20 protein-coding genes and 2 riboswitches are annotated in these 25,020 nt (G+C 31.2%); of the genes, 8 read left to right on the forward strand and 12 right to left on the reverse strand.

All coding sequences use genetic code 11. The features are described from left to right. Positions 1-8 precede the first annotated feature (8 nt). On the reverse strand, positions 9-530 hold the full coding sequence (locus tag KVH43_RS01250) for a chromate transporter (protein ID WP_218283126.1): 522 nt from the start codon (positions 528-530) through the stop codon (positions 9-11). Beyond that, positions 514-1,083, reverse strand: coding sequence for a chromate transporter (locus tag KVH43_RS01255; protein ID WP_338028368.1), 570 nt, complete (start codon positions 1,081-1,083; stop codon positions 514-516). The genes KVH43_RS01250 and KVH43_RS01255 overlap by 17 nt, the downstream gene beginning before the upstream one ends. Before the next feature lie 218 nt (positions 1,084-1,301). On the opposite strand from KVH43_RS01255, the gene KVH43_RS01260 reads away from it, so the two are divergent. From KVH43_RS01260 to yihA, 3 genes are all read left to right on the forward strand, one after another. After that, positions 1,302-2,189, forward strand: coding sequence for a DMT family transporter (locus KVH43_RS01260; protein ID WP_218283128.1), 888 nt, complete (start codon positions 1,302-1,304; stop codon positions 2,187-2,189). A 601-nt stretch (positions 2,190-2,790) separates the two neighbouring features. Next, the gene (lon, locus tag KVH43_RS01265; RefSeq protein WP_255547779.1) at positions 2,791-5,124 is read left to right on the forward strand and encodes an endopeptidase La; all 2,334 of its coding nucleotides are present in this window, start codon (positions 2,791-2,793) and stop codon (positions 5,122-5,124) included. Continuing rightward, on the forward strand, positions 5,114-5,737 hold the full coding sequence (gene yihA / locus KVH43_RS01270) for a ribosome biogenesis GTP-binding protein YihA/YsxC (protein WP_218284046.1): 624 nt from the start codon (positions 5,114-5,116) through the stop codon (positions 5,735-5,737). The genes lon and yihA overlap by 11 nt, the downstream gene beginning before the upstream one ends. 25 nt (positions 5,738-5,762) lie before the next feature. Here yihA and KVH43_RS01275 read toward each other — a convergent pair whose 3' ends face one another. Then, positions 5,763-7,442 (reverse strand): M3 family oligoendopeptidase, encoded by a 1,680-nt coding sequence (locus tag KVH43_RS01275; RefSeq protein WP_218284047.1) that lies wholly within the window; start codon positions 7,440-7,442, stop codon positions 5,763-5,765. Between the two features lie 248 nt (positions 7,443-7,690). After that, positions 7,691-7,800, forward strand: a riboswitch (TPP riboswitch). A gap of 97 nt (positions 7,801-7,897) precedes the next feature. On the opposite strand from KVH43_RS01275, the gene thiD reads away from it, so the two are divergent. The 3 genes from thiD to KVH43_RS01290 all read left to right on the forward strand — a co-directional run bounded on the left by thiD (position 7,898) and on the right by KVH43_RS01290 (position 10,829). Further along, complete coding sequence (thiD, locus tag KVH43_RS01280; protein WP_218283130.1) at positions 7,898-8,698, forward strand: bifunctional hydroxymethylpyrimidine kinase/phosphomethylpyrimidine kinase; 801 nt, start codon at positions 7,898-7,900, stop codon at positions 8,696-8,698. Position 8,699: 1 nt separating this feature from the next. Further along, entirely contained in the window at positions 8,700-9,338 is a 639-nt protein-coding gene (gene thiE, locus KVH43_RS01285) for a thiamine phosphate synthase (RefSeq protein WP_255547780.1), read from the forward strand. Between the two features lie 300 nt (positions 9,339-9,638). Then, entirely contained in the window at positions 9,639-10,829 is a 1,191-nt protein-coding gene (locus tag KVH43_RS01290; RefSeq protein ID WP_218283131.1) for a dicarboxylate/amino acid:cation symporter, read from the forward strand. A gap of 31 nt (positions 10,830-10,860) precedes the next feature. Here the strand turns inward: KVH43_RS01290 and KVH43_RS01295 are convergent, their stop codons facing one another. The 3 genes from KVH43_RS01295 to glnA all read right to left on the reverse strand — a co-directional run bounded on the left by KVH43_RS01295 (position 10,861) and on the right by glnA (position 14,371). Then, positions 10,861-12,171: a Na+/H+ antiporter NhaC family protein gene (locus tag KVH43_RS01295; protein ID WP_218283132.1), complete on the reverse strand. Its 1,311-nt coding sequence runs from the start codon at positions 12,169-12,171 to the stop codon at positions 10,861-10,863. A gap of 68 nt (positions 12,172-12,239) precedes the next feature. Further along, positions 12,240-12,343: riboswitch (SAM riboswitch) on the reverse strand. Positions 12,344-12,442: 99 nt separating this feature from the next. Further along, positions 12,443-13,012 (reverse strand): ANTAR domain-containing response regulator, encoded by a 570-nt coding sequence (locus KVH43_RS01300; protein WP_218283133.1) that lies wholly within the window; start codon positions 13,010-13,012, stop codon positions 12,443-12,445. 24 nt (positions 13,013-13,036) lie between these two features. Beyond that, positions 13,037-14,371 carry a type I glutamate--ammonia ligase gene (gene glnA / locus KVH43_RS01305; RefSeq protein ID WP_218283134.1) on the reverse strand — a complete coding sequence of 445 codons (1,335 nt, stop codon included), beginning with the start codon at positions 14,369-14,371 and terminating at the stop codon, positions 13,037-13,039. 329 nt (positions 14,372-14,700) lie between these two features. Here glnA and KVH43_RS01310 point away from each other — a divergent pair, with 329 nt between their 5' ends. Then, positions 14,701-15,933 (forward strand): LL-diaminopimelate aminotransferase, encoded by a 1,233-nt coding sequence (locus KVH43_RS01310; protein ID WP_218283135.1) that lies wholly within the window; start codon positions 14,701-14,703, stop codon positions 15,931-15,933. Between the two features lie 51 nt (positions 15,934-15,984). Here the strand turns inward: KVH43_RS01310 and KVH43_RS01315 are convergent, their stop codons facing one another. Next, on the reverse strand, positions 15,985-18,561 hold the full coding sequence (locus KVH43_RS01315; protein ID WP_218283136.1) for an FAD-dependent oxidoreductase: 2,577 nt from the start codon (positions 18,559-18,561) through the stop codon (positions 15,985-15,987). A gap of 25 nt (positions 18,562-18,586) precedes the next feature. Then, positions 18,587-19,573 (reverse strand): DMT family transporter, encoded by a 987-nt coding sequence (locus KVH43_RS01320; RefSeq protein WP_218283137.1) that lies wholly within the window; start codon positions 19,571-19,573, stop codon positions 18,587-18,589. Positions 19,574-19,944: 371 nt separating this feature from the next. Between KVH43_RS01320 and KVH43_RS01325 the strand changes: the two genes are divergently transcribed. Continuing rightward, entirely contained in the window at positions 19,945-21,315 is a 1,371-nt protein-coding gene (locus tag KVH43_RS01325; protein ID WP_218283138.1) for a sigma-54 interaction domain-containing protein, read from the forward strand. A gap of 33 nt (positions 21,316-21,348) precedes the next feature. Here the strand turns inward: KVH43_RS01325 and clpX are convergent, their stop codons facing one another. The 4 genes from clpX to KVH43_RS01345 form a co-directional block, all read right to left on the reverse strand. Continuing rightward, the gene (clpX, locus tag KVH43_RS01330) at positions 21,349-22,623 is read right to left on the reverse strand and encodes an ATP-dependent Clp protease ATP-binding subunit ClpX (protein ID WP_218283139.1); all 1,275 of its coding nucleotides are present in this window, start codon (positions 22,621-22,623) and stop codon (positions 21,349-21,351) included. A 20-nt stretch (positions 22,624-22,643) separates the two neighbouring features. After that, the gene (clpP, locus tag KVH43_RS01335) at positions 22,644-23,225 is read right to left on the reverse strand and encodes an ATP-dependent Clp endopeptidase proteolytic subunit ClpP (protein WP_218283140.1); all 582 of its coding nucleotides are present in this window, start codon (positions 23,223-23,225) and stop codon (positions 22,644-22,646) included. 27 nt (positions 23,226-23,252) lie between these two features. After that, complete coding sequence (gene tig, locus KVH43_RS01340) at positions 23,253-24,536, reverse strand: trigger factor (RefSeq protein ID WP_218283141.1); 1,284 nt, start codon at positions 24,534-24,536, stop codon at positions 23,253-23,255. A gap of 322 nt (positions 24,537-24,858) precedes the next feature. Further along, the gene (locus KVH43_RS01345) at positions 24,859-24,999 is read right to left on the reverse strand and encodes a hypothetical protein (protein ID WP_218283142.1); all 141 of its coding nucleotides are present in this window, start codon (positions 24,997-24,999) and stop codon (positions 24,859-24,861) included. Positions 25,000-25,020: the final 21 nt, after the last annotated feature.

Consider the following 25,020-nt stretch of genomic DNA (forward strand, 5'->3'; position numbering starts at 1 on the left):
CCTTTCAATTAATACAAAAGTATTCCCATTATCCCAGCCAAAACAATCCCTAATATAGGATGAAGCTTTAATTTATTTAAACCTAAAAATATAATAATCGCAATACATACACTTTTTATATCTATCAGAGCTGTTTTTCCAACTGTTACTGCCGCACTCAATACAAGTCCTAATACAGCAGGTCTTATCCCTTTAAATACAGCCTTTGTTTCCTTAGCATCCTTAATCTTAATAAAGTATTTTGCTAAAATAGTAATCAATATAAAGGATACCATAACAATTCCAAAGCTTCCTGAAAGACCACCTAAAATTCCTGCAACCTTATATCCTGCAAATGTTGAAGAATTTATAGCGATAGGACCTGGCGTCATCTGTGCAATAGCAATAATATCTATAAACTCATTAGATGTAATCCAATGATGTTTATCTACTATCTCCTTTTCAATAAAAGGAAGCATTGCTAATCCTCCACCAAAACTAAAAGCACCTATTTTCATAAATATAATAAATATTTCAACAATTATCTTCATCAGAATTTTCTCCTTTAAAAAGCATATATCCTAATATTCCTGAAAAAATAATTACAAGTATTGGATGTATATGAAATAATGTAATACACAATACACTCCCAATAACCCAGCCTATATTTAAAATACTTTTTGGCAATGTCTTTCCAAGCTTAATAACAGCTGCTAAAATAAGAGCTACTACAGCTGGTCGAATGCCTCTAAAAATGGCTTCAACCCATACATTGTTTTGAAATTGTAGAAAAAAAGCTGCAACGATCAAAATAATAACAACAGAAGGAAGCATCGTTCCTATACAGCCAAGCAAAGCGCCCTTAAAACCGAAAAGTCTATAGCCAATATAGGTAGAAGTATTTATGGCCAACGCCCCCGGTATAGTCTGTGCTAAAGCTATAATATCAATAAATTCATCTTCATCAATCCACTTGTTTTTTTCTACTATTTCATCTTGAATCAAAGGAATCATTGCGTATCCTCCACCCAAAGTAAAGGTGCCTATCTTCATAAAAATAAAAAACATTCTGAGCAGTTGATTCATTCTCTTTTTCCTCTCCATACATTTATTATATAAATTTTTACAAAAGTTAACTTTACTAAAAAGTTTATATAATTTATTCATTCCTGTCAATTTATACATAAACCTTATGATCATTGAAATTCATTATATAGAAATAGATGTATCAAAAGCTTCCATATAATATTCATGGAAGCTTTTGATAGTTTATGTTAAAATTATTGGGGGGAATTACTAGTATATCACAGGAGGAACACTTTATGAACAAGAAATATAAGGCAGATTTGGCATTACTTTTTGTTACCTTAGCATGGGGACTTTCTTTTATCCTTACAAAAAATTCATTAGATGCATTATCTACTTTTAATTTTTTAGCAATTCGATTTTTCATCGCCGCAATATCTGCTGCTGTAATTTTTTATAAAAGAGTTTTAAAATTAAATAAATCAACTTTAAAATATGGAATATTGATTGGTGTAATTATGTTTTCAGGCTATGCTTTTCAAACTGTAGGACTTAACTACACTACAGCATCTAAATCTGCTTTTATAAGCAGTTTATGTGTTGTTTTAGTTCCTATATTTTCATCACTTTTGCTGAAAAAAAGACCAAAGCCTGCTGCTATTTTTGGTGTTATACTTTCTACAATAGGATTAGGACTATTAACGCTCAATGGCAGTCTTAGTTTAAACCTCGGAGACCTTTTAAGCCTTTTATGTGCCTTTTGCTTTGCTTTTCAAATTTTAGCAATCTCAAAGTATTCAGTAAAGGTAGATACAATAAATCTTGCTATTATACAAATTATTGTTGTAGGATTATTAAGTATTATTGTAAGCCTTTTATTTGAAGCTCCTACTCTTCCTAGTAATAAAAAGGTATGGGTCGATATTTTATTTTTAAGCTTTTTTTGTACTTCAGGTGCATTTATTATCCAAAATACTGCACAAAAGCATACTTCAGCCACCCATGCAGCACTAATTTTTACAGGTGAACCTGTATTTGCAGCTATATTTGGATATTTCATATGTGGAGAAATATTGAGTGTTCGAGGCTTTATTGGTGGTTTCTTGATTGTTTCTTCTATGCTTTTAGCCGAGCTTGAAATAAAAATTCCTTTTTTAAAATCAAAAAAATACATGTATAAGTAAACAACTTTAAAATGAAATATAAAAGATAGTTCATTCCAGATAACTTTTGAAAAAACAAAACTTCATTCCATGAAAAAATACTAAACCTTCAAAACTCACTTCGTTCAAACAATGAAGGTTCTTAACGTATTTTTTATGTAATTTCAGTAAGTTTTTTTACAAAAGTTATCGAAGTCATTCACTTATCTTTATATATTTCTTTTTTTTTATGTTGATGTTGTTTACCTATAGATGAACAACGTCAAAATTAAATAATGAAGTGTAAAAAGATAAGAAAATACTACCTTCCATTTTTCACTTTTCATTAACAAATATCTCTCAAGGATAGCTTTGAATGTTGAAAAATCTTTTATAGTATACGATATGCTGCTTTATATAGCAATAACGGAATATATTGAAAAATAACTATGCTTTATATATAATAGTGTATTGTAAAGTCTTACATTGACGAAAAAAGTATTTTTTAAAAAATTATACATAACAAACAAAGACTTTGATATCAAGTATGTAACATAGTTAAGAGAATAAATTCCTTTTAATTACAAAAAATAATGTTGTTATTGTACAAAACAAGGAGTTGATAATCGTGGGAGGTAAAAAATTGAAAAAACGTGAATTACCACTGATTCCACTCAGAGGACTTTCGATTTTTCCATATATGGTACTGCATTTTGATGTAGGAAGAGAAAAATCAATCAATGCATTAGAAGAAGCTATGGTAAATAATCAATTAGTATTTTTGACAACACAAAAAGAAGCGGAAACAGATTTACCAACACCAGAAGATTTTTATCAGGTAGGAACGGTTTGCAAAATAAAACAAATGCTAAAGCTTCCTGAAGATGCAATCAGAGTGTTAGTAGAAGGTATTTCTAGAGCAAAAATTACAAAATTTTTGCAAGAAGACCCTTATTTTGAATGTGAAGTAGAAGAAATAATATACGAAGGTGAAATAGATATCGATAAAGAGCTTGAAGCATTAATGAGAACAGTAACAAATACCTTTGAGGATTACATAAGCGTTAGTAATCGTATTTCTCCTGAAGTATTTATGAATGTTACTACTATTGAAGAACCCGGAAGGCTTGCAGATGTTATGGCTTCTCATATGATTCTAAAAATAGAGCAAAAGCAAGAAATATTAGAAGCCTTTGATCCTAAAGAGCGTTTAGAAGTACTTTATAAAATACTTTTAAGAGAAATAGAAGTATTAGAGATTGAAAGAGATATTAATGTTCGCGTAAAAAAGCAAATCAATAAAGTTCAAAAGGAATACTATTTAAAGGAACAATTAAAAGCAATTCAAGAGGAATTAGGAGAAGAAGGAGATTTTTACGAAGAAACAGAGGAATACAAAGAAAGAATCAAAAAAGCAAAGCTTCCTAAAGAAGTTAAAAAGAAGGTAAATAAGGAGCTTAATAGGCTTTTTAAATTATCTCCAAGCTCCGCTGAAAGTGGTGTAATCAGAAATTATGTAGATTGGATTTTAGAGCTTCCGTGGGCAAAGGAAAGCAAAGACCGAATTGATATTAAAAAAGCAAAAGTCATATTAGATGAAGATCATTATGGACTAAAGGATGTTAAAGAAAGAATTTTAGAATATCTAGCAATAAGACAGCTGTCTAAAAGTATGAAAGGACCTATTCTTTGCTTGGTAGGCCCTCCTGGAGTAGGAAAGACTTCTATTGCAAAATCTATTGCGAGAAGTTTAAATCGAAAGTTTGTAAGAATGTCTCTTGGAGGTGTTCGAGATGAAGCAGAGATTAGAGGTCATCGCCGAACTTATGTAGGAGCTATACCGGGAAGAATAATGGCTTCAATCAAAGAATGTGGTTCTAAAAACCCTGTATTTCTATTCGATGAAATTGATAAATTGAGTCATGATTTTAGAGGGGACCCAGCATCTGCATTATTAGAAGTACTAGATCCTGAACAAAATAAAGAATTTACAGATCATTATTTAGAAGTTCCATTTGATTTATCTAAAGTAATGTTTATTACAACAGCAAATAGTTTAGGAACTATTCCAAGACCTCTACTTGATAGAATGGAAGTTATAGAGGTATCTGGATATACAGAAGAAGAGAAATTAAAAATTGCAAAAAAATACCTACTTCCTAAGCAAAAAAAAGAGCATGGGCTTGAAGAAAATAATCTTCAAATATCAGAACAAACACTTCGAGATGTAATTAACTACTATACAAGGGAATCTGGTGTTAGAAATTTAGAAAGACAAATTGCCACATTATGTAGAAAAGCTGCAAAGAAAATAGTTGAGAAGAAGATAAAAATTGTTCGAATAAATACCAGTAATCTAATTAATTATCTTGGAAGAAAAAAATATAGATATGAAAAGATTAAAGAAAATCATGAGATCGGTGTTGTAACAGGTCTTGCTTGGACAAGGGTCGGTGGAGATACTTTATCCATAGAAGTAACAACTATGAAAGGAAATGGCAAGCTTGTACTAACAGGTCAGCTCGGAGATGTAATGAAAGAATCTGCAAGAGCTGGAATTAGTTATATTCGCTCTAAGATTGAATCATTAAAGATACCAGAAGATTTTTATCAAAAGCTTGATATTCATATACATATACCAGAAGGAGCTATACCAAAGGATGGACCTTCTGCAGGAATTACTATGGCGACCGCAGTTATATCAGAGCTTACTAAAATACCTATTAACAAAAATGTAGCAATGACAGGAGAGATTACACTAAGAGGTAGAGTCTTACCTGTAGGTGGAATTAAAGAAAAAGTATTAGCTGCAAATAGAGCAGGTATTACAAAAATATTATTACCTATTGATAATGAAAAGGATATAGAAGATATCCCAGAAAATGTAAGAAAGAAATTAACATTTGTACTTGTAGAAAATATGGATCAAGTTTTAGAACATGCATTAGTTCGGAAGGAAGAAAATGATGAAGATTAAAAGTGCAGAAATTATTATAAGTGCAGTAAAAGAAGAACAATATCCTCAAGATGATCTACCAGAAATTGCTTTAGCTGGCAGGTCAAATGTAGGAAAATCATCTCTTATCAATCTTTTAGTAAATAGAAGAAAACTAGCTAGAACTAGCTCTAGCCCTGGAAAAACTCAAACTATTAACTTTTATGAGATAAATAAACAGTTTCGATTTGTAGATTTGCCAGGATATGGTTATGCTAAAGTAGCTAAAGCTAGCAAAAAACAATGGGGAAAAATGATGGATACATACTTAAATAATAGAAAAAATCTGATAGATGTTTTTCAGCTTGTAGATATTCGTCATGCTCCTACACAACAAGATAAGCATATGTATAGCTGGATTAAGCATTTTGGCTTTAATGGTATTGTTATTGCTACAAAATTGGATAAAATAAAAAGAGGCCAAAGACAAAAGCAGCTAAATATTATACGAAAAGAGCTTTGCATGGAAAGTGAAGATATATTATTGCCTGTTTCTTCAGATACTAGAGAAGGAAAAGAAGAGCTTTGGCAGTTCATTACTGAAATTTTTAAAGTAAATGGATTTGATTTTGAAGCAGAGCAGACAATTAAGTAAATCAAAAAACACTATGTATTTACAACTACATAGTGTTTTTTAAATATTTTTCTATTTCTTCAGCAACTGACTTTATACTTTCATCTTTAAAAGGAGAATCTAAATTGGCAAGGTCTACTAATTCTAAAAAGGATTTACTTCCTCCAGCCCTACAAAGCTTTAGATAATCTTTCCATGCTCTATCAAAATCATCTCTTGATTTTTTTAAAAATTGGAATGCACAGATTTCTGCTAATACATAATCAATATAATAAAATGGATTTTTAAATATATGTCCCTGTTGGTACCAATACCCCCCATTTTCTAAAAATTCATTTCCATCATAGTCCCTATGAGGAAGATATTTTTTCTCTATTGCTCTCCACATATTTTTCCTTTCCTTCGGTGTTGCATTTGGATGTTCATATACATAATGTTGAAATTCATCTACAACAACACCATAAGGAATAAACAAAAAAGCTTCGGTTAAATGACCAAACTTATATTTCTTCACATCTTCAAAAAATAGTTCCATCCACGGATAAGTAAAAAACTCCATGCTCATAGAATGTATTTCACAAGCATCTAAAGTCGGAAAATGATATTCAGGTATATCATACTGTCTACTTTCATAAACTTGAAAAGCATGACCTGCTTCATGTGTCAATACATCTATATCATCTCCCGTACCATTAAAGTTTGAAAATATAAAAGGAGCTTTATATTTAGCAATATATGTACAATATCCTCCTGGAGCCTTTCCACTCCTGCTTAAAGCATCTATCAATTCATGCTCCATCATGTATTCAAAAAATATTTTCGTTTCATTAGATAATGCTTCATACATTTTCTTTCCAGCTTGAAGTATCGCCTTAGCATCTCCTTTAGGTTTTGCATTCCCATCTAAAAATATAAGGATTTCATCATAATATTTCAAGCTTTCTAAATTTAATCTCTTTCTTTGCTTTTCTCTTAATTTTGTAGCCACAGGCACAATATATGCTTTTACTTGCTCTCTTAAAAATTTAACCATGTCTGCATCATAATCTGTTCTAAGCATACGAATATAACCAAGCTCCACAAAATTGTCATAGCCTAGCTTTTGAGCCATAGTTGTTCTTACCTTTACTAACTTATCATATATTTCATCAAACTTTTCTTCATTTTCCTTGAAAAAGTTATATTTTGCTTCATTAGCTCTCTTTCGCAGCTTTATATCCGATGACATTTGAAAAGGTCTTAACTGTGGAAGAGTTCTCTCTTTCCCTTCAAAATATATTTTAGCTGATGATAAAAGCTTAGTATATTCGCTCATCAGCTTATTTTCAAGCTTTAAATCATCAATAATCTCTGGTGAAAAGCTCTTCACCTTAAGCTTTGCAATATTAAAAAGCTGCTCTCCCCATTTTTCCTTTAAATGCTCTTTATATTTTGAATTCACTAATGCATCATAATATTTGGCAACTAATCCTTCATAAATAGGACTATTTTCATCAAAATAGTTTTGTTCCTCTTCATATGCTTTATCTTGGGTATTTATCGTATATCTGATATAAGCAATCTGCTCCATAGACTCAAATTCATTTCTTAATTCATTAATCTTTAGCATCAAAGCATCTTGTTCTTTGTAATTTTCTGCTTTAATAAAAGCATTTAACAATTGATTAAATTGTTCCTCAAAAGCTTTTATATCAGGTCTTTTGTATTCGTATTCACTGAATTTCATCATTTCACCTTCCTAACCAAAAACTGTATTTATTTTTTACACTCAACACTCATAAAAATAGTTCATTCCATGAAAAAATAATAAACCTTCAAAACTCACTTCATTAAGAAAATGAAGGTTATTATATTATACTTAACAAATATATTATAACATAATAGCTGATACAAAGATTATCTATCCACTTTTTATATATATTTCTAGCTTGTAAATTTTTTGTAATCGTAGTATCATAAAATCAAATAGAATATTCCAAAAGCTAGGGGAGCTGGTAAAACCAGCTGAGAGTAAGAATGTCGATTCTTTGACCCTTTCACCTGATCTGGATCATGCCAGCGTAGGGAAGCAATACATAAAGTAAAATGATTGCACTAATCCTTGTTGGATGAGTGCTTTTTATTTTTATCAATAAAATCGGAATGCTTATTTCTCTTCATTCTTAAGAAAGGAGCAATAATATGAAGCATTGTTTAACTATTGCAGGATCTGATAGCAGCGGAGGTGCAGGAATTCAAGCAGATTTAAAAACATTTTCAGCCCACGCTACATTTGGTATGAGTATCATTACAGCAGTTACTGCTCAAAATACACAAGGCGTCTTTGATGTACAAGATATTACCCCAACTGTAATTGCCAATCAGATCAAAGCAATTTTTGATGATATTCATGTTCACGGTATAAAAATTGGAATGGTATCTAAAACAGAAACTATTGAAATAATTGCCAATACCCTTAAAAAATACGACCTTCCACCATTAGTACTAGATCCTGTTATGATTTCAAAAAGCGGATATAATCTATTAAAGCCAAAAGCAAAAAAAGCACTCATTGAAAAATTACTGCCTATGACCACGTTAATTACGCCAAATCTTCCAGAAGCAGAGGAAATATTAGGCTACAAAATAGAAGATTTAGAAAAAATGAAACTAGCAGCAAAAGACTTACATTATCTAGGTCCTAATTTTGTATTAGTAAAAGGCGGACATCTTTCAAAAACAGCCACAGATGTTTTATATGATGGAAAAGAATTTTATTTATTTGATCAAGAAAGAATCAAAGCCACCCATACTCATGGTACAGGATGCACCTTATCATCAGCTATTACTGCCAATTTAGCAAATGGAATGCATATTTATAAAGCAGTAAAAAAAGCAAAAGAATATATCACAATAGCTATTAAACATGGATTTTCTATTGGTCATGGAGTAGGTCCTACACATCACTTTTATGAACTTTATAAAAAGGCAGGTGTTTTATAAAATGCAAAAATACAGCATATCAAAAACAATGCATAAAACCATTTATTTAGTAACAGATGATGCTAAAATGGATTTTGATACACTTTACCATAAAGTAGAAATGGCTCTTGACGGAGGTGTAAAGCTTTTACAATTAAGAGAAAAAAAATCTTCATCAAGAGAATTTTATAATAATGCTCTCAAAATGAAATATTTATGCAAAAAATATGATATACCACTGATTATCAATGATCGAGTAGACATTGCTCAAGCCGTAGATGCTGATGGTGTTCATTTAGGACAAAGCGATTTACCATTAACCGTTGCTCGAAAAATATTAGGTCCTGAAAAGATTATAGGTATATCAGCAAGAACTGTAGAAGACGCTATGCTTGCTGAAAAAAATAATGCTGACTATCTAGGTGTTGGAGCTGTATTTCCTACCAGCACTAAAAATGATGCAAAGGTCATATCAGAAAAAGTTTTTCACGACATTCAAGCTAAAGTATCTATTCCTATTGTAACCATTGGTGGGATCACATTAAATAATGCATCAACACTTATCAATAGAGGAGTAAATTGTATTGCTGTAGTTTCTGCAATATTAAATCAAGATAACCCAAAGGAAGCTGCAATATACTTGAATAATTTATTCAAATAACTCTTTCTTCATTTATATGAAATTAACATATTTTCTTCATAAAAAAAATCCCCAATATTTTGCATATTCGGGATTTTACCTTTCTTGAATATTTTTTCATTTTGTCTTTATAAAAAATATCTATTATTCAATGATGTTTTAATGATATTTCTTATATTATTACGAAATAGTTTACAATCAAGAAAATAAGTTGTATCATATGCATAGAAAAATAATATAAAAAGTAGAAAATGTTTTTCACTTCAGCTATTCACTTTTTTATTATATTTCTATCAGTATTTAAAAGGAGGTCTTGCAGAAATGAGTAGTAAAAAAGAACTTGGATTAATACCTAAATTATTAATAGGTATTATAGGTGGAATTATTTTAGGTCTAATGGTAAATGAACAAATCATGGGAATTATTACAACTATTAAAGAAATTCTCGGCTCATTTATTTTCTTTACTGTCCCTTTGGTTATATTTGGATTCATTACGCCAGCTATAACAGGGTTAAAAAACAATGCAAGCAAAATGCTAGGAACTTTTCTTTGTATATCCTATTTATCTGCAGTAGGTGCTTCTACTTTTTCAGCTATTGCAGGATATATCATCATCCCTCATTTACATATTGCAAGCCAAGCAGAAGCTTTGATAGAGCTGCCTAAAACAGCATTTGAATTAAATATTCAACCTATAATGCCTGTAATGACTGCATTAATCCTAGCAATTTTAACAGGTATATCAGTTATATGGACAAAGTCTGAAGCAATGGAAAAACTCTTAAATGAAATACAAAGCATGGTCTTATCCATTATTAATAAAATCGTTATTCCTATTCTTCCTTTCTTCATTTCAGCAACATTTGCAGGCTTAGCTTATACAGGTAGTCTGACAAAACAATTACCTATATTCTTAAAAGTGATTGTTTTAGTATTAGTAGGTCATTTTATTTGGTTAACCATTCTTTATTTGATCGCAGGAGCTGTTTCAAAGCAAAATCCTTTAGAAGTTTTAAAATATTATGGACCAGCTTATTTAACAGCAGTAGGTACTATGTCTAGTGCTGCTACATTACCTGTTTCATTAAGATGTGCCCATCGTTCAAAGGCATTAGTACCAGAAGTTGTTGATTTTGCGATTCCCTTAGGCGCAACAACTCATCTTTGTGGATCTGTATTAACCGAAACATTTTTCTGTATGACTATATCAAAAATCCTTTATGGTACATTACCTTCAGTCAGTACCATTATATTATTTACAGTACTATTTGGTATATTTGCAGTAGGAGCACCTGGTGTCCCTGGAGGAACGGTTATGGCATCTTTAGCTATTGTAACAGGTGTATTAGGATTTGATTCATCTGGAGTAGGATTATTAATTGCCATATTTGCATTACAAGATAGTTTTGGAACTGCTTGCAATATTACGGGAGATGGTGCATTAGCATTAATGCTAAGAGGTCTTTTCTACGATAAAACTGGAAAATCTAAAGCACATACAACTGCATAAAAAAATCCTCACTATTTGAGGATTTTTTTATCTATCTTTCAAAGCTTAAATTTTTAACCATACTTTTCTTAACCTTAGGAATACCAAATACAATTGCTAATAATGCACATATTCCCATTAAATATGGATAATATAAATATTTCATAATCGCAAAAGATGACGTTCCAGCAACACTTGCTGCAACCAGTAGCTGTGCTCCGTATGGAATCATACCTTGGCAAAAGCATGAAAAAGTATCTAATATGCTTGCTGCACGTCTTGGGTCTACATCATATCTCTCTCCTATATCTTTTGCAATAGGTCCTGCCATAACAATAGCAATAGTATTATTAGCTGTACAAATATCAACCACGCTCACTAGCATCCCAATACCTAGTTCTGCACCTTTTTTACTGTGAATTCTCTTTGTAATAAAAGCTAGCAAGAAATCTATTCCTCCATTATATTTTATCACTTCAACCATTCCACCAATTAAAAGAGAAATAATAATAATTTCAGACATTCCCATAATACCTTTTCCAACTGCTTGTACAAATCCCCATACATCAAAGGCACCCGTAGCGATTCCTACAGCTCCTGCAAATAATGTTCCTCCAACTAAAACAACCATCACATTTACACCAATCAGTGCTGCAATTAAAACTACTAAGTAAGTAAATACCTTTACAATGCTATAATCATAGCTTTCAATTAATACTGAAGCATCTCCAATTCGCATAAAAATAAATATGATTGCTGTAATAATTGCTGCTGGTACTACAATAATAAAATTCATCTTAAACTTATCTCTCATTTCACAGCCTTGTGTTCTTGATGCTGCAATAGTAGTATCAGAAATCATAGATAAATTGTCACCAAACATTGCACCACTCACTACAGCTCCTAATGCTAGTCCTACAGGAATTCCTGTTTTTTCAGCAATCCCTACTGCCATAGGAGCAATTGCCACAATAGTTCCCACAGACGTACCAATAGATAATGAAATAAAGCATCCTATCACAAAAACTCCAGCTATTAATATGTTTCCAGGTAAAATACTAAGCCCTAAATTTACTGTAGAGTCTACAGCTCCCATTTCTCTTGCTACCTGTGCAAAGCCTCCTGCTAAAATAAATATCAAACACATAATAATAATATTGCTATTTCCTGCACCTTTACAAAATACTTCTACCTTTTTATTAATACTTTCCTTTCTATTCATAGCTATTGCAACTATACTTGCAACTAAAAATGCTACACTCACAGGCATCTTATAAAAGTCCCCTATGATAATAGATGTTACAAGATACATGCCAAGAAAAACTACTAGTGGGAGTAGTGCCCATGGATTTCCTTTTTTCATTACATTTCCTCCTAAAATAAAATTAAAAATAAAAAACTTCTTGCAGATAAGCAAGAAGTAATAGACTATTCTCATCTGCCAGGTTAAACCTGCTGGAATTGGCACCACAAAACAAAATGTTTTAGGTTGCCGGGTTTCATCGGGCCAGTCCCTCCACCTCTCTGGATAAGATACTTATATTTAATTTTCTACACTCTATATATTATAAAAAAGTATTTCTATAAAGTCAATACAAAATTCGTTTCATACTGATATATTTCTTCTATTGCACTCATCTATATTTTTTAATAATTTTTTCAGCTATCACATTCATAGATACACAATCATCCATACTTTTCTTTCTTAAAAGCTTATACGCTTCGTCTTCAGTAATCTTTAAAGCTTTCATCAATAGCCCCTTTGCTCGATCAATCTTTTTCCTGCTTTCTAGCGTATTCTCTAGCTTTTCGATCTTTTTTGATAATAAATGAATTTTACTAGCATTCATAATTGAAAACTCTACCATTTGATAAAGCTGTTCAGGGTAAATCGGCTTCACTACATAAGCAAAAATATTCATATTTTTTAACTTCTCATAAAAAGCACTTGTTGGATTACTAGTAGCAAAAATTACTGTCGACAGTTTATCCTCTTCTATAATACGAGCAGCTTCATAGGCATTTATTCCCCAAAGGTTTGTATCCATAATCACAAGCTCTGGAAAAATACTTCTAGAAATCCTTATAGCTCCTGCTCCATCTGTTGCTTGATATGTCTTATAGCCTTTTTTATTTAATAACTTACAAATAAGCTTTCTAGAACCTTCACTACTATCTGCAACTACTATCCTATAACTGTCCATGTCACCACTCCGAGTTTAGCGATTTTAAAACTTTCTTAAATATCTATCAAGCTCCCACTGCGATACAAATTTTGAATACTCATACCACTCATAAAGGGCTGCATCTGTAAATTTTTCATATATATGCTTTCCAATAGCATCTTTTATAACTTCATCCTTCGATAGCTCACTAACAGCTTCATAAAGTGTTGCTGGAAGACTCTTTATTCCTTTTTCTTTCATTTCAACATCATCCATATGATAAACATTACTAATAACAGGTGCAGGTGGGTCTATTTTATTTTTAATACCATCTAATCCTGCTTTTAAAATAGCTGCTAATGCTAAATATGGATTAGCTGATGGATCTGGATTTCTAAGCTCAATCCTTGTAGAATTTCCTCTTTTTGCAGGTATTCTTACAAGTGGACTTCTATTGCTTGCTGACCAAGCTATTAAAACAGGAGCTTCATAACCCGGAACCAATCTTTTATATGAATTCACAGTAGGATTTGTTAAAGCTGCAAAGCTTCTCGCATGCTTGATTATCCCTCCTAAGTAATAATAAGCTGTTTTAGACAATTGAGTAGGATCTTTTTCATCATAAAAAGCATTTTTTCCATCTAGTGTTGCAAGAGACATATTAATATGCATACCTGAACCATTAATACCAAATTTAGGCTTTGGCATAAATGTGGCATGTAGTCCATGTCTTTGTGCAATAATTCTCACAGCCATCTTAAAAGTCATGATATTATCAGCAGTTGTTAATGCATCTTCATATTTAAAATCGATTTCGTGCTGTCCCGGAGCTACTTCATGATGAGAAGCTTCTATTTCAAAACCCATTTGCTTTAAAGTAATAGTCATATCTTTTCTTGCATTACCACCTAAATCTACTGGTGCTAAATCAAAATATCCAGCATTATCATGAGTTTCTAAGGATGGTTCTCCTCTCTCGTCTGTATGGAACAAGAAAAATTCACATTCAGGTCCTACATTCATAATATACCCCATATCATGAGCTTCTTTTAACACCTTCTTTAGTGTATTTCTTGGACATCCTTCAAATGGTGTTCCATCTGATTTATATATATCGCAAATTATTCTTGCTTCCTTTGCATGATTTGTCCACGGAAATACTACAAAAGTAGATAAATCAGGTCTTAAATACATATCTGATTCTTCAATTCTAACAAATCCATCAATAGATGAACCATCAAACATAATCTCATTATTTAATGCTTTTTCCAATTGTTCGATAGTAATAGAAACATTCTTCATAACACCCAAAATATCAGTAAACTGTAAATGAATAAACTCTAATTCCAATTCCTTTGCCTTTTTTAATAATTCTTCTTTGCTGTAGTTACAACTCATTTAAACTCCTCCTTATTATTTATAGTATTTACACTTATCATAAAAATCTAACAAAAAAAGCGCCCACAAACAAGGGACTTAAAAATCCCTTTTTTGTTGGACGCCATTGCCCGTTAATATATTGAATTTATTATAGATATTGTACAACATTTTTTTTATTTATGCAACAGCAATCCCTCTTAAATTTCCTAACCTTTCTACATTTTTTATTTTTTCATCCATCTCTTTTGCTTCTTTTAAAGCAACCTCTTCTATCATGAACAATTTATTTTCTTCAGAATAAAATATTGTATGAGTAATTTATCAAAATCCTTAAAGGAGGACGTACAATGAGCTTTATTACTGACATCATTGCTGATAGATTTAGGGATAAAAGCTTTGATATTGCAAAGCAGGATTATAAATTTATGAAAATAAAAAGAGCAAAAGAAGAAATAAAGAAAAAGTATCCAAATATTGAACTCATTGATATGGGAATAGGAGAACCTGACCTCCCTGCTGATAAAAATGTAGTAGATCTCCTTTCAAAAGAAGCTCCAAAGCCTGAAAACAGATGGTATTCGGACAATGGTATAAAAGAATTTCAGGAAGCTGCCGCAAAATATCTTGAAAGAGTTTATGGAGTAACAAATATCAACCCTTATACAGAAATTATGCATGGCATTGGTGCAAAATCTATTTTATCCATGATGCCTTTATGCTTTATAAATCCAGGAGATATTACCCTGACTACATTACCAAGTTATCCAATTATTTCAACCCATACAAAATATTTGGGTGGAGTAGTTTATGGACTTCCTTTAACAAAAAGCAATGACTTTTATCCAGATTTTTCTAATATATCAAATATAATATTATATCGTTCAAAGCTCTTATATATTAATTATCCAAATAATCCTACAGGTCAAATTGCAACAAGAGATTTCTACAAAAGAGTAGTAGAATTCGCACATAAGAATAGAGTCATGGTCGTAGCTGATTCTACCTACGCTCCTATAACCTTTGATGGTGTAGAACCTATAAGTTTTCTATCCATTGATGGAGCAAAAGAAATAGGTGTTGAAATTCATTCTTTATCAAAAGCTTTTAATATGACAGGATGGAGGCTGGCATTTATTGCCGGTAATGAAGCTGCTATCAATATATATGGTATCGTTAAAGCCAATTCAGACTCAGGTCAGTTCAGAGCTATTCAAAAAGCAGGCATTTATGCATTAAATCATACTGAAATTACAAAGGAAAATTGTAAAAGGTATTCAAGAAGATTTGATCTTTTAATAAAAGCATTAAAAGAAATAGGCTTTGACATAGAAAAACCAAAAGCAACCTTTTATTGTTATTTGCCTATTCCAAAAGGAACAAAATCTGGTAAAATATTCAGAAATGCAGATGATTTTTCTCTATATCTTCTAAATGAAGCCTTAATCTGTACTGTTCCCTGGAACTTTCCTGAAAGCTATGTCAGACTTTCTGTTACCTTTGAAGCAAAAGATTATGAAGATGAAAAAAGAATCATCAATGAATTGAAAAAAAGATTATTAAAGCTTGAATTAGTATTTTAAAATGAATCAAAAACACCTTCCAACTTTAATTTGTCAGAAGGTGTTTTTATATTATTTATATTTATTAAGCCTTTCCTTTGTCTCAAGTCTATTTTTTAAAGCTTGATCCCCTACTACACTTCTTTTCTTCGAATCTTTTTTCATATATGTTTTACCATGAATTAAATCTAATATGTGAAGGGAATCAAGTCCACCTATCTCCATAGATCCTCTACATGATCCACAATAAGAGATTATATGATCCTGTGTTGCATCTTTGATTCTTCTATTCAATACTTTTTCCTGTAAATCAGGATTTACACAACCAATCATACCCCCTACACCACAGCATCTTGTATTTTCTCTTATATTTTTCATCTCTTCTACTTTATACCCTAATTCCTTTAAAATCCATCTTACACTTTCATGATGAGATGTTACATGTCTAGTCGGACAAGAATCGTGAATATTAAATACCACATCAGAAGTCTTTCCTATTCCTTTTTGTCCTTTAGGAAGACCAATTTTTTTATGGATTAAATCCCAATAAGCAATAACCTCTTGTTTTGCATATTTTTTATAGGTTAAATAACAAGATGGACAAAGAGTTATAATCACATCTGCACCTGTTTCATCAATTGATTTTTGAACCATTTCAAATCTTTTCTTAAATTTTTCTTCTTCCCCTACCATAGCTGTAGGTATCGCACAGCACTGAAGCACAGCCCCTACTTCTCCATCTAATGATTCTTTCAAGTGTACTAAAGTCTTTTCAACTAATTCTGGACTATATACAGGTACTGTACACCCTGGTATAAGAACGTATTTTGTTTTTTTACCATTTTTAGCTTTTACATATGTTGAAGTTTTTTCACTACAATCCAGTTCAATTGCTTCATCTAATGATTTATGTCCCTCAAGAGGTGAGTTTCCACCATTTTTCCTAACATATTCTTTTCTTATTTCATCAAATATAGGCTTAATTTCAAAATCATTTGGACATTTTATTGTACATTGACTACATTGATTACAAGAATATGCAATCATTGGATCCATATTTTCATATCCTTTTTCAAGGTATTCTTTAAATAAAGTCTTAGGGCAATCCGTAAACTGTCTTAACATCAAACACTCTTTCATACAAAGCTTACATTCACACTGAAGACATCTTGATGCTTCTTTTTCTGCTTCTTCTTTTGTAAATCCTAATGAAACCTCATCAAATGATTTTATTCTCTCAGCTGGATCTATTTCTTTCATTTTTTTTCTTTCAACTTTTTCTATTGTATCCCAATCAAGAGGCACATTTAATTTCGTTTTGTATGAATCTTCTTCATCCATACTTCTACCAATCTTTAAATCCTCTTCATTTAAAAATCTAGCTACAGATTTTGCTGCACGTCTTCCTGTTGCCATAGCTTGTACAACAATAGCAGAATATCCACTTGCATCTCCTGCTATAAATACTTTTTCATCAGAAATAGATTGGAGTGTTAGTATATCGCATTCAAAGGTTCCATTACTTCTTTTCTCTAAAGAATCTTTTTCATCAAAGGATGCATCTACTCCTTGTCCTATTGCAAATACTATTGTATCAACTTCAATTAATTTTGTTTCACCTTCATCAAATTTTGGAGCAAAATTTCCATTCTCATCAAATATAGATAAACATTTTTTTAGCTCAATTCCTTTTACTCTCTTATTTTCATCCACTAAAATATTTTTGATTGCAGATGCATGATTAAATTTAACTCCTTCTTTTATAGAACCCTCTATTTCATGCATAGATGCCATCATTTCATCAAAATCCTTCTCTAAACATACAGCGTAAACTTCTTCTACTCCATCAATTCTTAATGAAGATCTTGCACAATCCATTGCAACATCTCCACCACCTATTACAGCAACTTTTTTACCAGCACTTTTAACATTTCTTGTTAGAGAAATTTCTTTTAAATATTCTGCTGCACTAAATATTCCTTTCGAATCATGATTTTCTAAAGATCTATCTATTCTTCCTACATGTTTTCCAACAGCTACCACAACTGCATCAAATTCTTCTTTTATATCTTCAAAGCTTATATCTTTTCCAACTTCAATGCCCATTTTGAAATTTATCCCTATTTTTTCCAAATAAGAATACTCAAGGTCAATAATATCTCGTGGAAGTCTATATTCAGGAATACCTACTCTCATCATTCCTCCATAAACTTCTAATTTATCAAATACCGTTACTGAAAAGCCTTCTTTTCTTAAATCTAATGCTGCTTGTGCCCCAGCTGGCCCTGCACCTATTATTGCTACTTTTTTTCCATTTTCATGTTTTATAGTTAAATCCCAATCATTAGGATTATCAAAATGATCAGCTGCATATCTTTTTAATCCTGCAATAGAAATTGGATTATTACCTTCGTTCCATTTGCAATTCTGCTCGCAAGGATGAGCACAGACTCTTCCTAAAGTTTTTGGCATAAATAATTTTTCTCTTATCACCTTAATTGCTTCTTTTCCATTACCTTCTCCAATAAGCCTTACATATTCTTTTACATTTGTATGCATTGGACAGCTTGCAACACAAGCAGGATTTGAATCACCCATACAGTTATCCACAATGTGCTTCATATTATCTATAATTTCTTTTCTTAACATAATTGTTCCTCCCAACATTCTATACTTATGAATTTTTACTATTTAAACCAAATACTTCTTTTGGATCTACTGCAAATATCATTACGCCTAATACGATTACAAAACACCAAAATGCTAAATATGGTGTAATCTTCATTCCCATTAATCCGCTAAAAATTACAGACCAAAATGCTGCTGTCGAGTTTAGTGCTGTTCCCATAGCAGCTCCTATTAAATCAACCGCCTTATACCATGCTAAATAAGTAATTGCTCCTAATGTAGCAATTCCAGCTAAATATAATACAGTACCTGTACTAATAACTTCTCCAGCTAATCCATATCCTTTAACAATTGGTAATACTACTAGACCATAAGCTAAAAATGATACTAAATATCTTATTGTTAAGAAATGTATAGGCTTAGCCTCAACATCATCTTCTTCATTCGTTTTAATCTTTTTCATAGCATATCCTATAATTACACCTTCTGATGCCCATCCCATAACTGCTAATAATGCAAATGCTATACCTTTATAGAACTGTGGATACATATTAAGGTCAACCTTTGAATACCCTAATGCTGCTGAACCTACTATACTAATAACAATACCTATTACCGCTCTTAATGATAATTTTTCCTTTAAAATAAAATATGATATTATAGCACCAACACCTGGATAAATAACAGAAATACTTGATGCATATGGTGCTGATGCATATTTAACACCCATTAGGTAACCACTCATGCCAACTGGTGCACCCACAAGAGCAGCTATCATAGTAACTTTACCCTTCTTGGTTTTCATCAATTGAAATACCTTTGTTAAATCTTTGCTAAACAATAATAATAATGCTAACCATATAAAACAAAATCCATCATGAAAAAAAGCTTGTACTAATGGAGTTGTCTTTGAATTTAAAAATATTTTAAATCCTCCAATTTTCCCCATTAAAACAGTGTCTAATCCCCAGGCCAGACCAACTAAAATACCAAACATTAACCCTTTTTTAAAATTTTTTTTACTGATTTCCATATTAACATTCCTTTCATTTTTTTATTAAGCACTCGTGTCTTTTTACAATATCCATATTTATTTGTGAATGTTTTAACACAAATGCTTTTGTTTCATATAATAGCAATTACCATGCCAACTTTAAAAACAGCATAAAAAGCACATCTTTGTTAAAGTTAAAACAATAACCAAAACAAACCGTCCTAAAACTTAACACTTTTACAGATATAAGTGTTAAGTTTTAGGACAGTTGTCATGTTTTTGAGCATCTCTTTGTCGAATACTATCGTTTTCAAATTGAGAAAACAACAACTTTCATATATAATTTATTTATATCAACTCATATATACATTTTTTATTCAAGTTATATTTACTATTTAGGAGGTATTTTAATGAGTGATTGTAATAAAGTATGTATGTATATGGAATCAATTGTAAACTCCATACCTTTTGGTATTTTAGCTATATCCACAAATGGAAACATAAATTTACTAAATGATAAAGCTAGAAAAATGCTAGAATTAGAAGATTGTTCCTTAGACAGCATAAACTTAAATAGTATTCTTCCAAATTGGAAAGAAATGATAAATACAGCAAAAAAAAATAAGGATGCTTTTGAAGAAAATATTTTAATTAATAGAAAAAAATATAGACTTAGTCTCGAAATAAATTGTATTGAAAAAGATAATAACTTCATAGGACTCGTAATTCTAATAAGAGATATGAAAAAAATTATAAATATGGTAAATAAATATTCTTTCTCTGAAGCTATATATACATTTGATCATATCATTGGCAAAAGTCCTCAGATGAAAAATATTATCCAACAGAGTAAAGAAATAGCAAATAGTCCATCTACCGTTTTAATAACAGGTGAAAGTGGAAGTGGCAAAGAATTATTAGCTCAAGCTATTCATAATGAGAGTGATAGAAAAAATGGACCTTTCATAGCAGTAAATTGTGGTGCCATTCCTAAAAATTTAATCGAAAGTGAATTATTGGGTTATGAGGAAGGTGCATTTACAGGGGCAAAAAAAGGAGGTCGTGCTGGTAAATTTGAACTTGCAGATGGAGGAACTATTTTTTTAGATGAAATAGGTGAAATGCCTATTGCTATGCAAGTAACACTTCTAAGGGTTCTACAAGAAGGGTATATAACTAGAATCGGGGGAAAAAAGCATATACCTATTAATGTAAGAATCATAGCCGCTACAAATAAAGATTTGAAAAAAGAAATAAAAAAGGGGATGTTTAGAGAAGATTTATTTTATAGATTAAGCGTAATCCCTCTAAAAGTACCCCCTCTAAAAGATAGATTTGGAGATATTCCTATATTAATAGATTATTTTTTAAATATTAAAAGTAATAAATTAAAAAAAGAAATCCCTACCATATCTAAAGATTTATATCAAAAAATGATTTCTTATTGTTGGCCAGGAAATGTTAGAGAATTAGAAAATTGTGTAGAGAATATTGTGAATTTAAATGGAAAAACAACTTATGAAATAAACTTTGATGAATGTACTTGTATGACTAGAGATAATTTAGGTAATTTGATAAATAAAGATACAGCTACAACAAATAAAAATAATTGTTGTACAGATGATCAAACTGAAGAAATTATTCCATTAAAAGAATTGGAAAAAGATGCTATCCAAAAAAGCATCATTTTATGTGAAGGGAATATAAGCAAGGCTGCATCAAAATTAGGTATTAGCAGAAATACTTTATATAATAAAATGAAAAAATATAATATATATTGACAGTTAAAAAGACGAATCAATTGATTCGTCTTTTTAAGATGCAGTTTCTTCTTTTTTCTTTTTCGTTGTTCTTTTCTTTCTTTCAGAAAGCACCAAAGTAGGTGTAGTTGAATTTTCAACTGTTTCTTTTGTAATAACACATTTTTTAATATCTTTTCTTGAAGGGATATCATACATAACATCTAACATTATCCCTTCCATAATACCTCTTAAGCCTCTTGCTCCAGTTTTTCTTTCGATTGCCTTTTTCGCAATAGCTTTTAGTGCTTCTTCATCTACTTCTAATTCTACGCCGTCCATATCAAACAGCTTCTTATACTGCTTTACTAAAGCATTTTTTGGCTCATTAAGTATTTTAACAAGTGCTTCTTCATCTAATTGATGAAGCGTTACTACTACTGGTAATCTTCCAACAAATTCTGGAATCAATCCATAACGAAGCAGATCCTCTGGTTGAATTTTATCTAATAATGCACCTATATCCTTTACTTCTTTGCTTTGAATATTAGCTCCAAAGCCCATAGATTTTTGACCTATACGCTTTTGAATTACTTTTTCTATGCCATCAAAAGCTCCGCCACATATAAACAATATATTTGTGGTATCGATTTGGATAAATTCTTGATGTGGATGCTTCCTTCCTCCTTGCGGTGGAACGCTTGCTACAGTACCTTCTAATATTTTAAGAAGTGCCTGCTGTACACCTTCACCACTTACATCTCTAGTAATAGAAGGATTATCTGATTTTCTAGCAATTTTATCTATCTCATCAATGTAGATAATTCCTTTTTCTGCTCTTTCTATATCATAATCTGCTGCTTGTATAAGCTTTAACAAAATATTTTCAACATCTTCTCCTACATATCCAGCTTCAGTCAATGATGTAGCATCAGCAATTGCAAAAGGAACATTTAAAATTTTAGCTAAAGTTTGAGCAAGCAATGTTTTACCAGACCCTGTTGGTCCAATCATCACTATATTACTTTTTTGTATTTCTACATCATCAGCTCTTCCCTGATGATTGATACGCTTATAATGATTATATACTGCCACAGCGAGTGCTTTTTTCGCTTTATCCTGTCCTATAACATATTGCTCTAACACATTTTTAATCTCTTGTGGCTTTGGCAGATCTGTTATTTCAATATCTATATTCTCATCAAATTCTTCTTGAATAATTTCCTGACAAAGTTCAATACACTCATCACAAATATATACGCTTGGACCTGCAATAAGTCTTCTTACTTGATCTTGAGATTTTCCACAAAAAGAACACTTTAACTGCTTTTTTTCATCAAATCTTGACATTCCCTCACCTCTCTTTCCTATTATCTAGAAGTGATCACTTTGTCTATTAAACCATATTCAACAGCTTCTTTTGCATCCATAAAATTATCTCTATCAGTATCTTTTTGAATTCTATCTAGTGGCTGACCTGTTCTTTCACTTAAGATTTTATTTAATTTTTCACGCATCTTAAGAATTCTTTCAGCATGAATACGAATATCTTCTGCCTGGCCTCTTGTACCACCTAAAGGCTGATGAATCATAATTTCTGAATTAGGTAATGCATAGCGTTTCCCCTTAGCACCAGCAGCTAATAGAAAAGCTCCCATACTTGCTGCCATACCAATGCATATTGTAGAAACGTCTGGTTTTATATATTGCATTGTATCATAAATTGCCATTCCAGCTGTGATACTTCCCCCTGGACTGTTAATATATAGCATAATATCCTTATCAGGATCTTCAGCTTCTAAAAATAAAAGTTGTGCCACTACTAAACTTGCAGTATGGTCATTGACTTCTTCTCCTAAAAATATAATTCTATCCTTTAAAAGTCTAGAATAGATATCATAGGATCTTTCTCCTCTATTTGTTTGCTCCACTACCATCGGAATTAAAGCCATAATCTCAATCCCTCCTCAACTTAAAGTTTATGCAATCTTAGCATTTTCTACTAAAAAGTCAATTGTTTTTCTTACTCTAATGCTATCTTTTATGCCTTCGATCTCATAAGGTCTTAATGTCTTTTTAAATTTATCTAATTCCATATTAGATTGTGTTGCATATTTTTCTATTTCTTTGTCTATTTCTTCTTGAGCTACTTCTATATTTTCTGTTTCTCCAATTGCCTCAAGTATTAGTTGAGTTTTCACTCTATTATATGCTTCTTCCTTCATTTGTTCTCTTATATCTTCCATCTTTGTTCCTGTATATTGAAGATATGTATCTAGATTTAATCCTTGGAATTGTAATTGATAATTAAATTCATGAAGCATATCATCTATTTTATTCTCTACCATCACATCAGGTATATCTATTTGTGTGTTTTCTACTACTTTCTTAATTACAGCATCTTTTAATTCTTCTTCTTCTCTCATTTTTGCTACATTTTCTTGCTTCTCTTTAATATCTGCTCTTAAAGCTTCTAATGTATCAAATTCACTAACATCCTTTGCAAACTCATCATCAAGCTCAGGTAGTTCTTTTTCTTTGATTTCATGCACAGTTACTTTGAATACAGCATCTTTTCCAGCTAAATCTTCTGCATGATATTTTTCTGGGAAAGTTACTTTTACTTCTACTTCCTCTCCTATCTTTGCACCAATTAGCTGCTCTTCAAAGCCTGGTATAAATTGTCCTGATCCAATTACTAGCGTTTGCTTTTCAGCAGTACCGCCTTCAAACTGCTCATCTCCTACAAAGCCTGCATAATCAATGATAACAGTATCCTTATCTTGAACAGGTCTTTCTACAGAGATCAGTCTTGCATTTCTTTCTCTTAATCTTTCAATTTCCTTTTCTACATCCTCATCAGTAACATTATACTCTTTTTTCTCTGCTTCTATACCTTTATACTCACCAAGAGTTACTTCAGGTTTTACTGTAACTGTAACAGTAAATACAACATCTTGACCTTTAACGATCTCTTCAACATCAAGTGAAGGTCTATCTACTGGCTCTAATTTATGCTCATCGATAGCATCTTCATATGCTTTAGGGAATATTGCATTAATCGCTTCTTCATAGAAAACTTCTGCACCATAATTTAATTCTATAATCTTTCTTGGTGCTTTTCCTTTTCTAAATCCAGGAATGTTAAATCTTTTCTTCATTTTGTTGTATGCTTTTTGTATTCCTTGTTCAAAATCTTCTGCACTAACTACAATCTTTAAAGTTACCTCATTATTTTCTTTTTTTACTACAGTTGAGCTCATTTTTTTCCTCCTCTATCACTTTAATATTCTTCATAGGCTATTTTAATATGTAGACTTTTTAACCTATATATTATACCATAAATTTTATGTGTCAAGCATTTTTTTGCCCTATAAATATATTTAACCAATATGGCTTTTTAAAAACTTCACACGCACAATTCATAATATTCTTTGATGATTTTTGCCAACGTTTGATAAATATATTCAACACTTTAAAGACCAATGGACAATCCATTGGCCTTATTTATTTACATTATATCATTATCCCCTAAAAAGTAAACCTTATCTGGCTTTTTTTAATTTTTCTTTTGTATCCTATTTATTAATTTTCCTGCATCAAAGTTCTCTCATATAAATCGCATTGATCACAGCGATCACAATATCCACCTATACAATGGATACATGTAATCACACCACACTCTTCTAAATGATCCATTACCTCTTCATTATAACTTCTTTGCATATTTTTATCCCCCTTCTCATA

Source organism: Crassaminicella indica (assembly GCF_019203185.1).
Lineage (GTDB): Bacteria > Bacillota > Clostridia > Peptostreptococcales > Thermotaleaceae > Crassaminicella > Crassaminicella indica.

Excerpts from the sequence above, each read along its gene's own strand:
- yihA (WP_218284046.1), top strand. The coding sequence starts at position 5,114 with ATGAAGATTAAAAGTGCAGAAATTATTATAAGTGCAGTAAAAGAAGAA.
- KVH43_RS01295 (WP_218283132.1), bottom strand. The coding sequence starts at position 12,171 with ATGAAAAAAGGAAATCCATGGGCACTACTCCCACTAGTAGTTTTTCTT.
- KVH43_RS01290 (WP_218283131.1), top strand. The coding sequence starts at position 9,639 with ATGAGTAGTAAAAAAGAACTTGGATTAATACCTAAATTATTAATAGGT.
- clpX (WP_218283139.1), bottom strand. The coding sequence starts at position 22,623 with ATGTCAAGATTTGATGAAAAAAAGCAGTTAAAGTGTTCTTTTTGTGGA.
- KVH43_RS01320 (WP_218283137.1), bottom strand. The coding sequence starts at position 19,573 with ATGGAAATCAGTAAAAAAAATTTTAAAAAAGGGTTAATGTTTGGTATT.
- clpP (WP_218283140.1), bottom strand. The coding sequence starts at position 23,225 with ATGGCTTTAATTCCGATGGTAGTGGAGCAAACAAATAGAGGAGAAAGA.
- KVH43_RS01345 (WP_218283142.1), bottom strand. The coding sequence starts at position 24,999 with ATGCAAAGAAGTTATAATGAAGAGGTAATGGATCATTTAGAAGAGTGT.
- KVH43_RS01260 (WP_218283128.1), top strand. The coding sequence starts at position 1,302 with ATGAACAAGAAATATAAGGCAGATTTGGCATTACTTTTTGTTACCTTA.
- KVH43_RS01325 (WP_218283138.1), top strand. The coding sequence starts at position 19,945 with ATGAGTGATTGTAATAAAGTATGTATGTATATGGAATCAATTGTAAAC.
- KVH43_RS01275 (WP_218284047.1), bottom strand. The coding sequence starts at position 7,442 with ATGAAATTCAGTGAATACGAATACAAAAGACCTGATATAAAAGCTTTT.
- thiD (WP_218283130.1), top strand. The coding sequence starts at position 7,898 with ATGAAGCATTGTTTAACTATTGCAGGATCTGATAGCAGCGGAGGTGCA.
- KVH43_RS01300 (WP_218283133.1), bottom strand. The coding sequence starts at position 13,012 with ATGGACAGTTATAGGATAGTAGTTGCAGATAGTAGTGAAGGTTCTAGA.
- tig (WP_218283141.1), bottom strand. The coding sequence starts at position 24,536 with ATGAGCTCAACTGTAGTAAAAAAAGAAAATAATGAGGTAACTTTAAAG.
- KVH43_RS01255 (WP_338028368.1), bottom strand. The coding sequence starts at position 1,083 with ATGGAGAGGAAAAAGAGAATGAATCAACTGCTCAGAATGTTTTTTATT.
- KVH43_RS01250 (WP_218283126.1), bottom strand. The coding sequence starts at position 530 with ATGAAGATAATTGTTGAAATATTTATTATATTTATGAAAATAGGTGCT.
- KVH43_RS01310 (WP_218283135.1), top strand. The coding sequence starts at position 14,701 with ATGAGCTTTATTACTGACATCATTGCTGATAGATTTAGGGATAAAAGC.
- thiE (WP_255547780.1), top strand. The coding sequence starts at position 8,700 with ATGCAAAAATACAGCATATCAAAAACAATGCATAAAACCATTTATTTA.
- glnA (WP_218283134.1), bottom strand. The coding sequence starts at position 14,371 with ATGAGTTGTAACTACAGCAAAGAAGAATTATTAAAAAAGGCAAAGGAA.
- KVH43_RS01315 (WP_218283136.1), bottom strand. The coding sequence starts at position 18,561 with ATGTTAAGAAAAGAAATTATAGATAATATGAAGCACATTGTGGATAAC.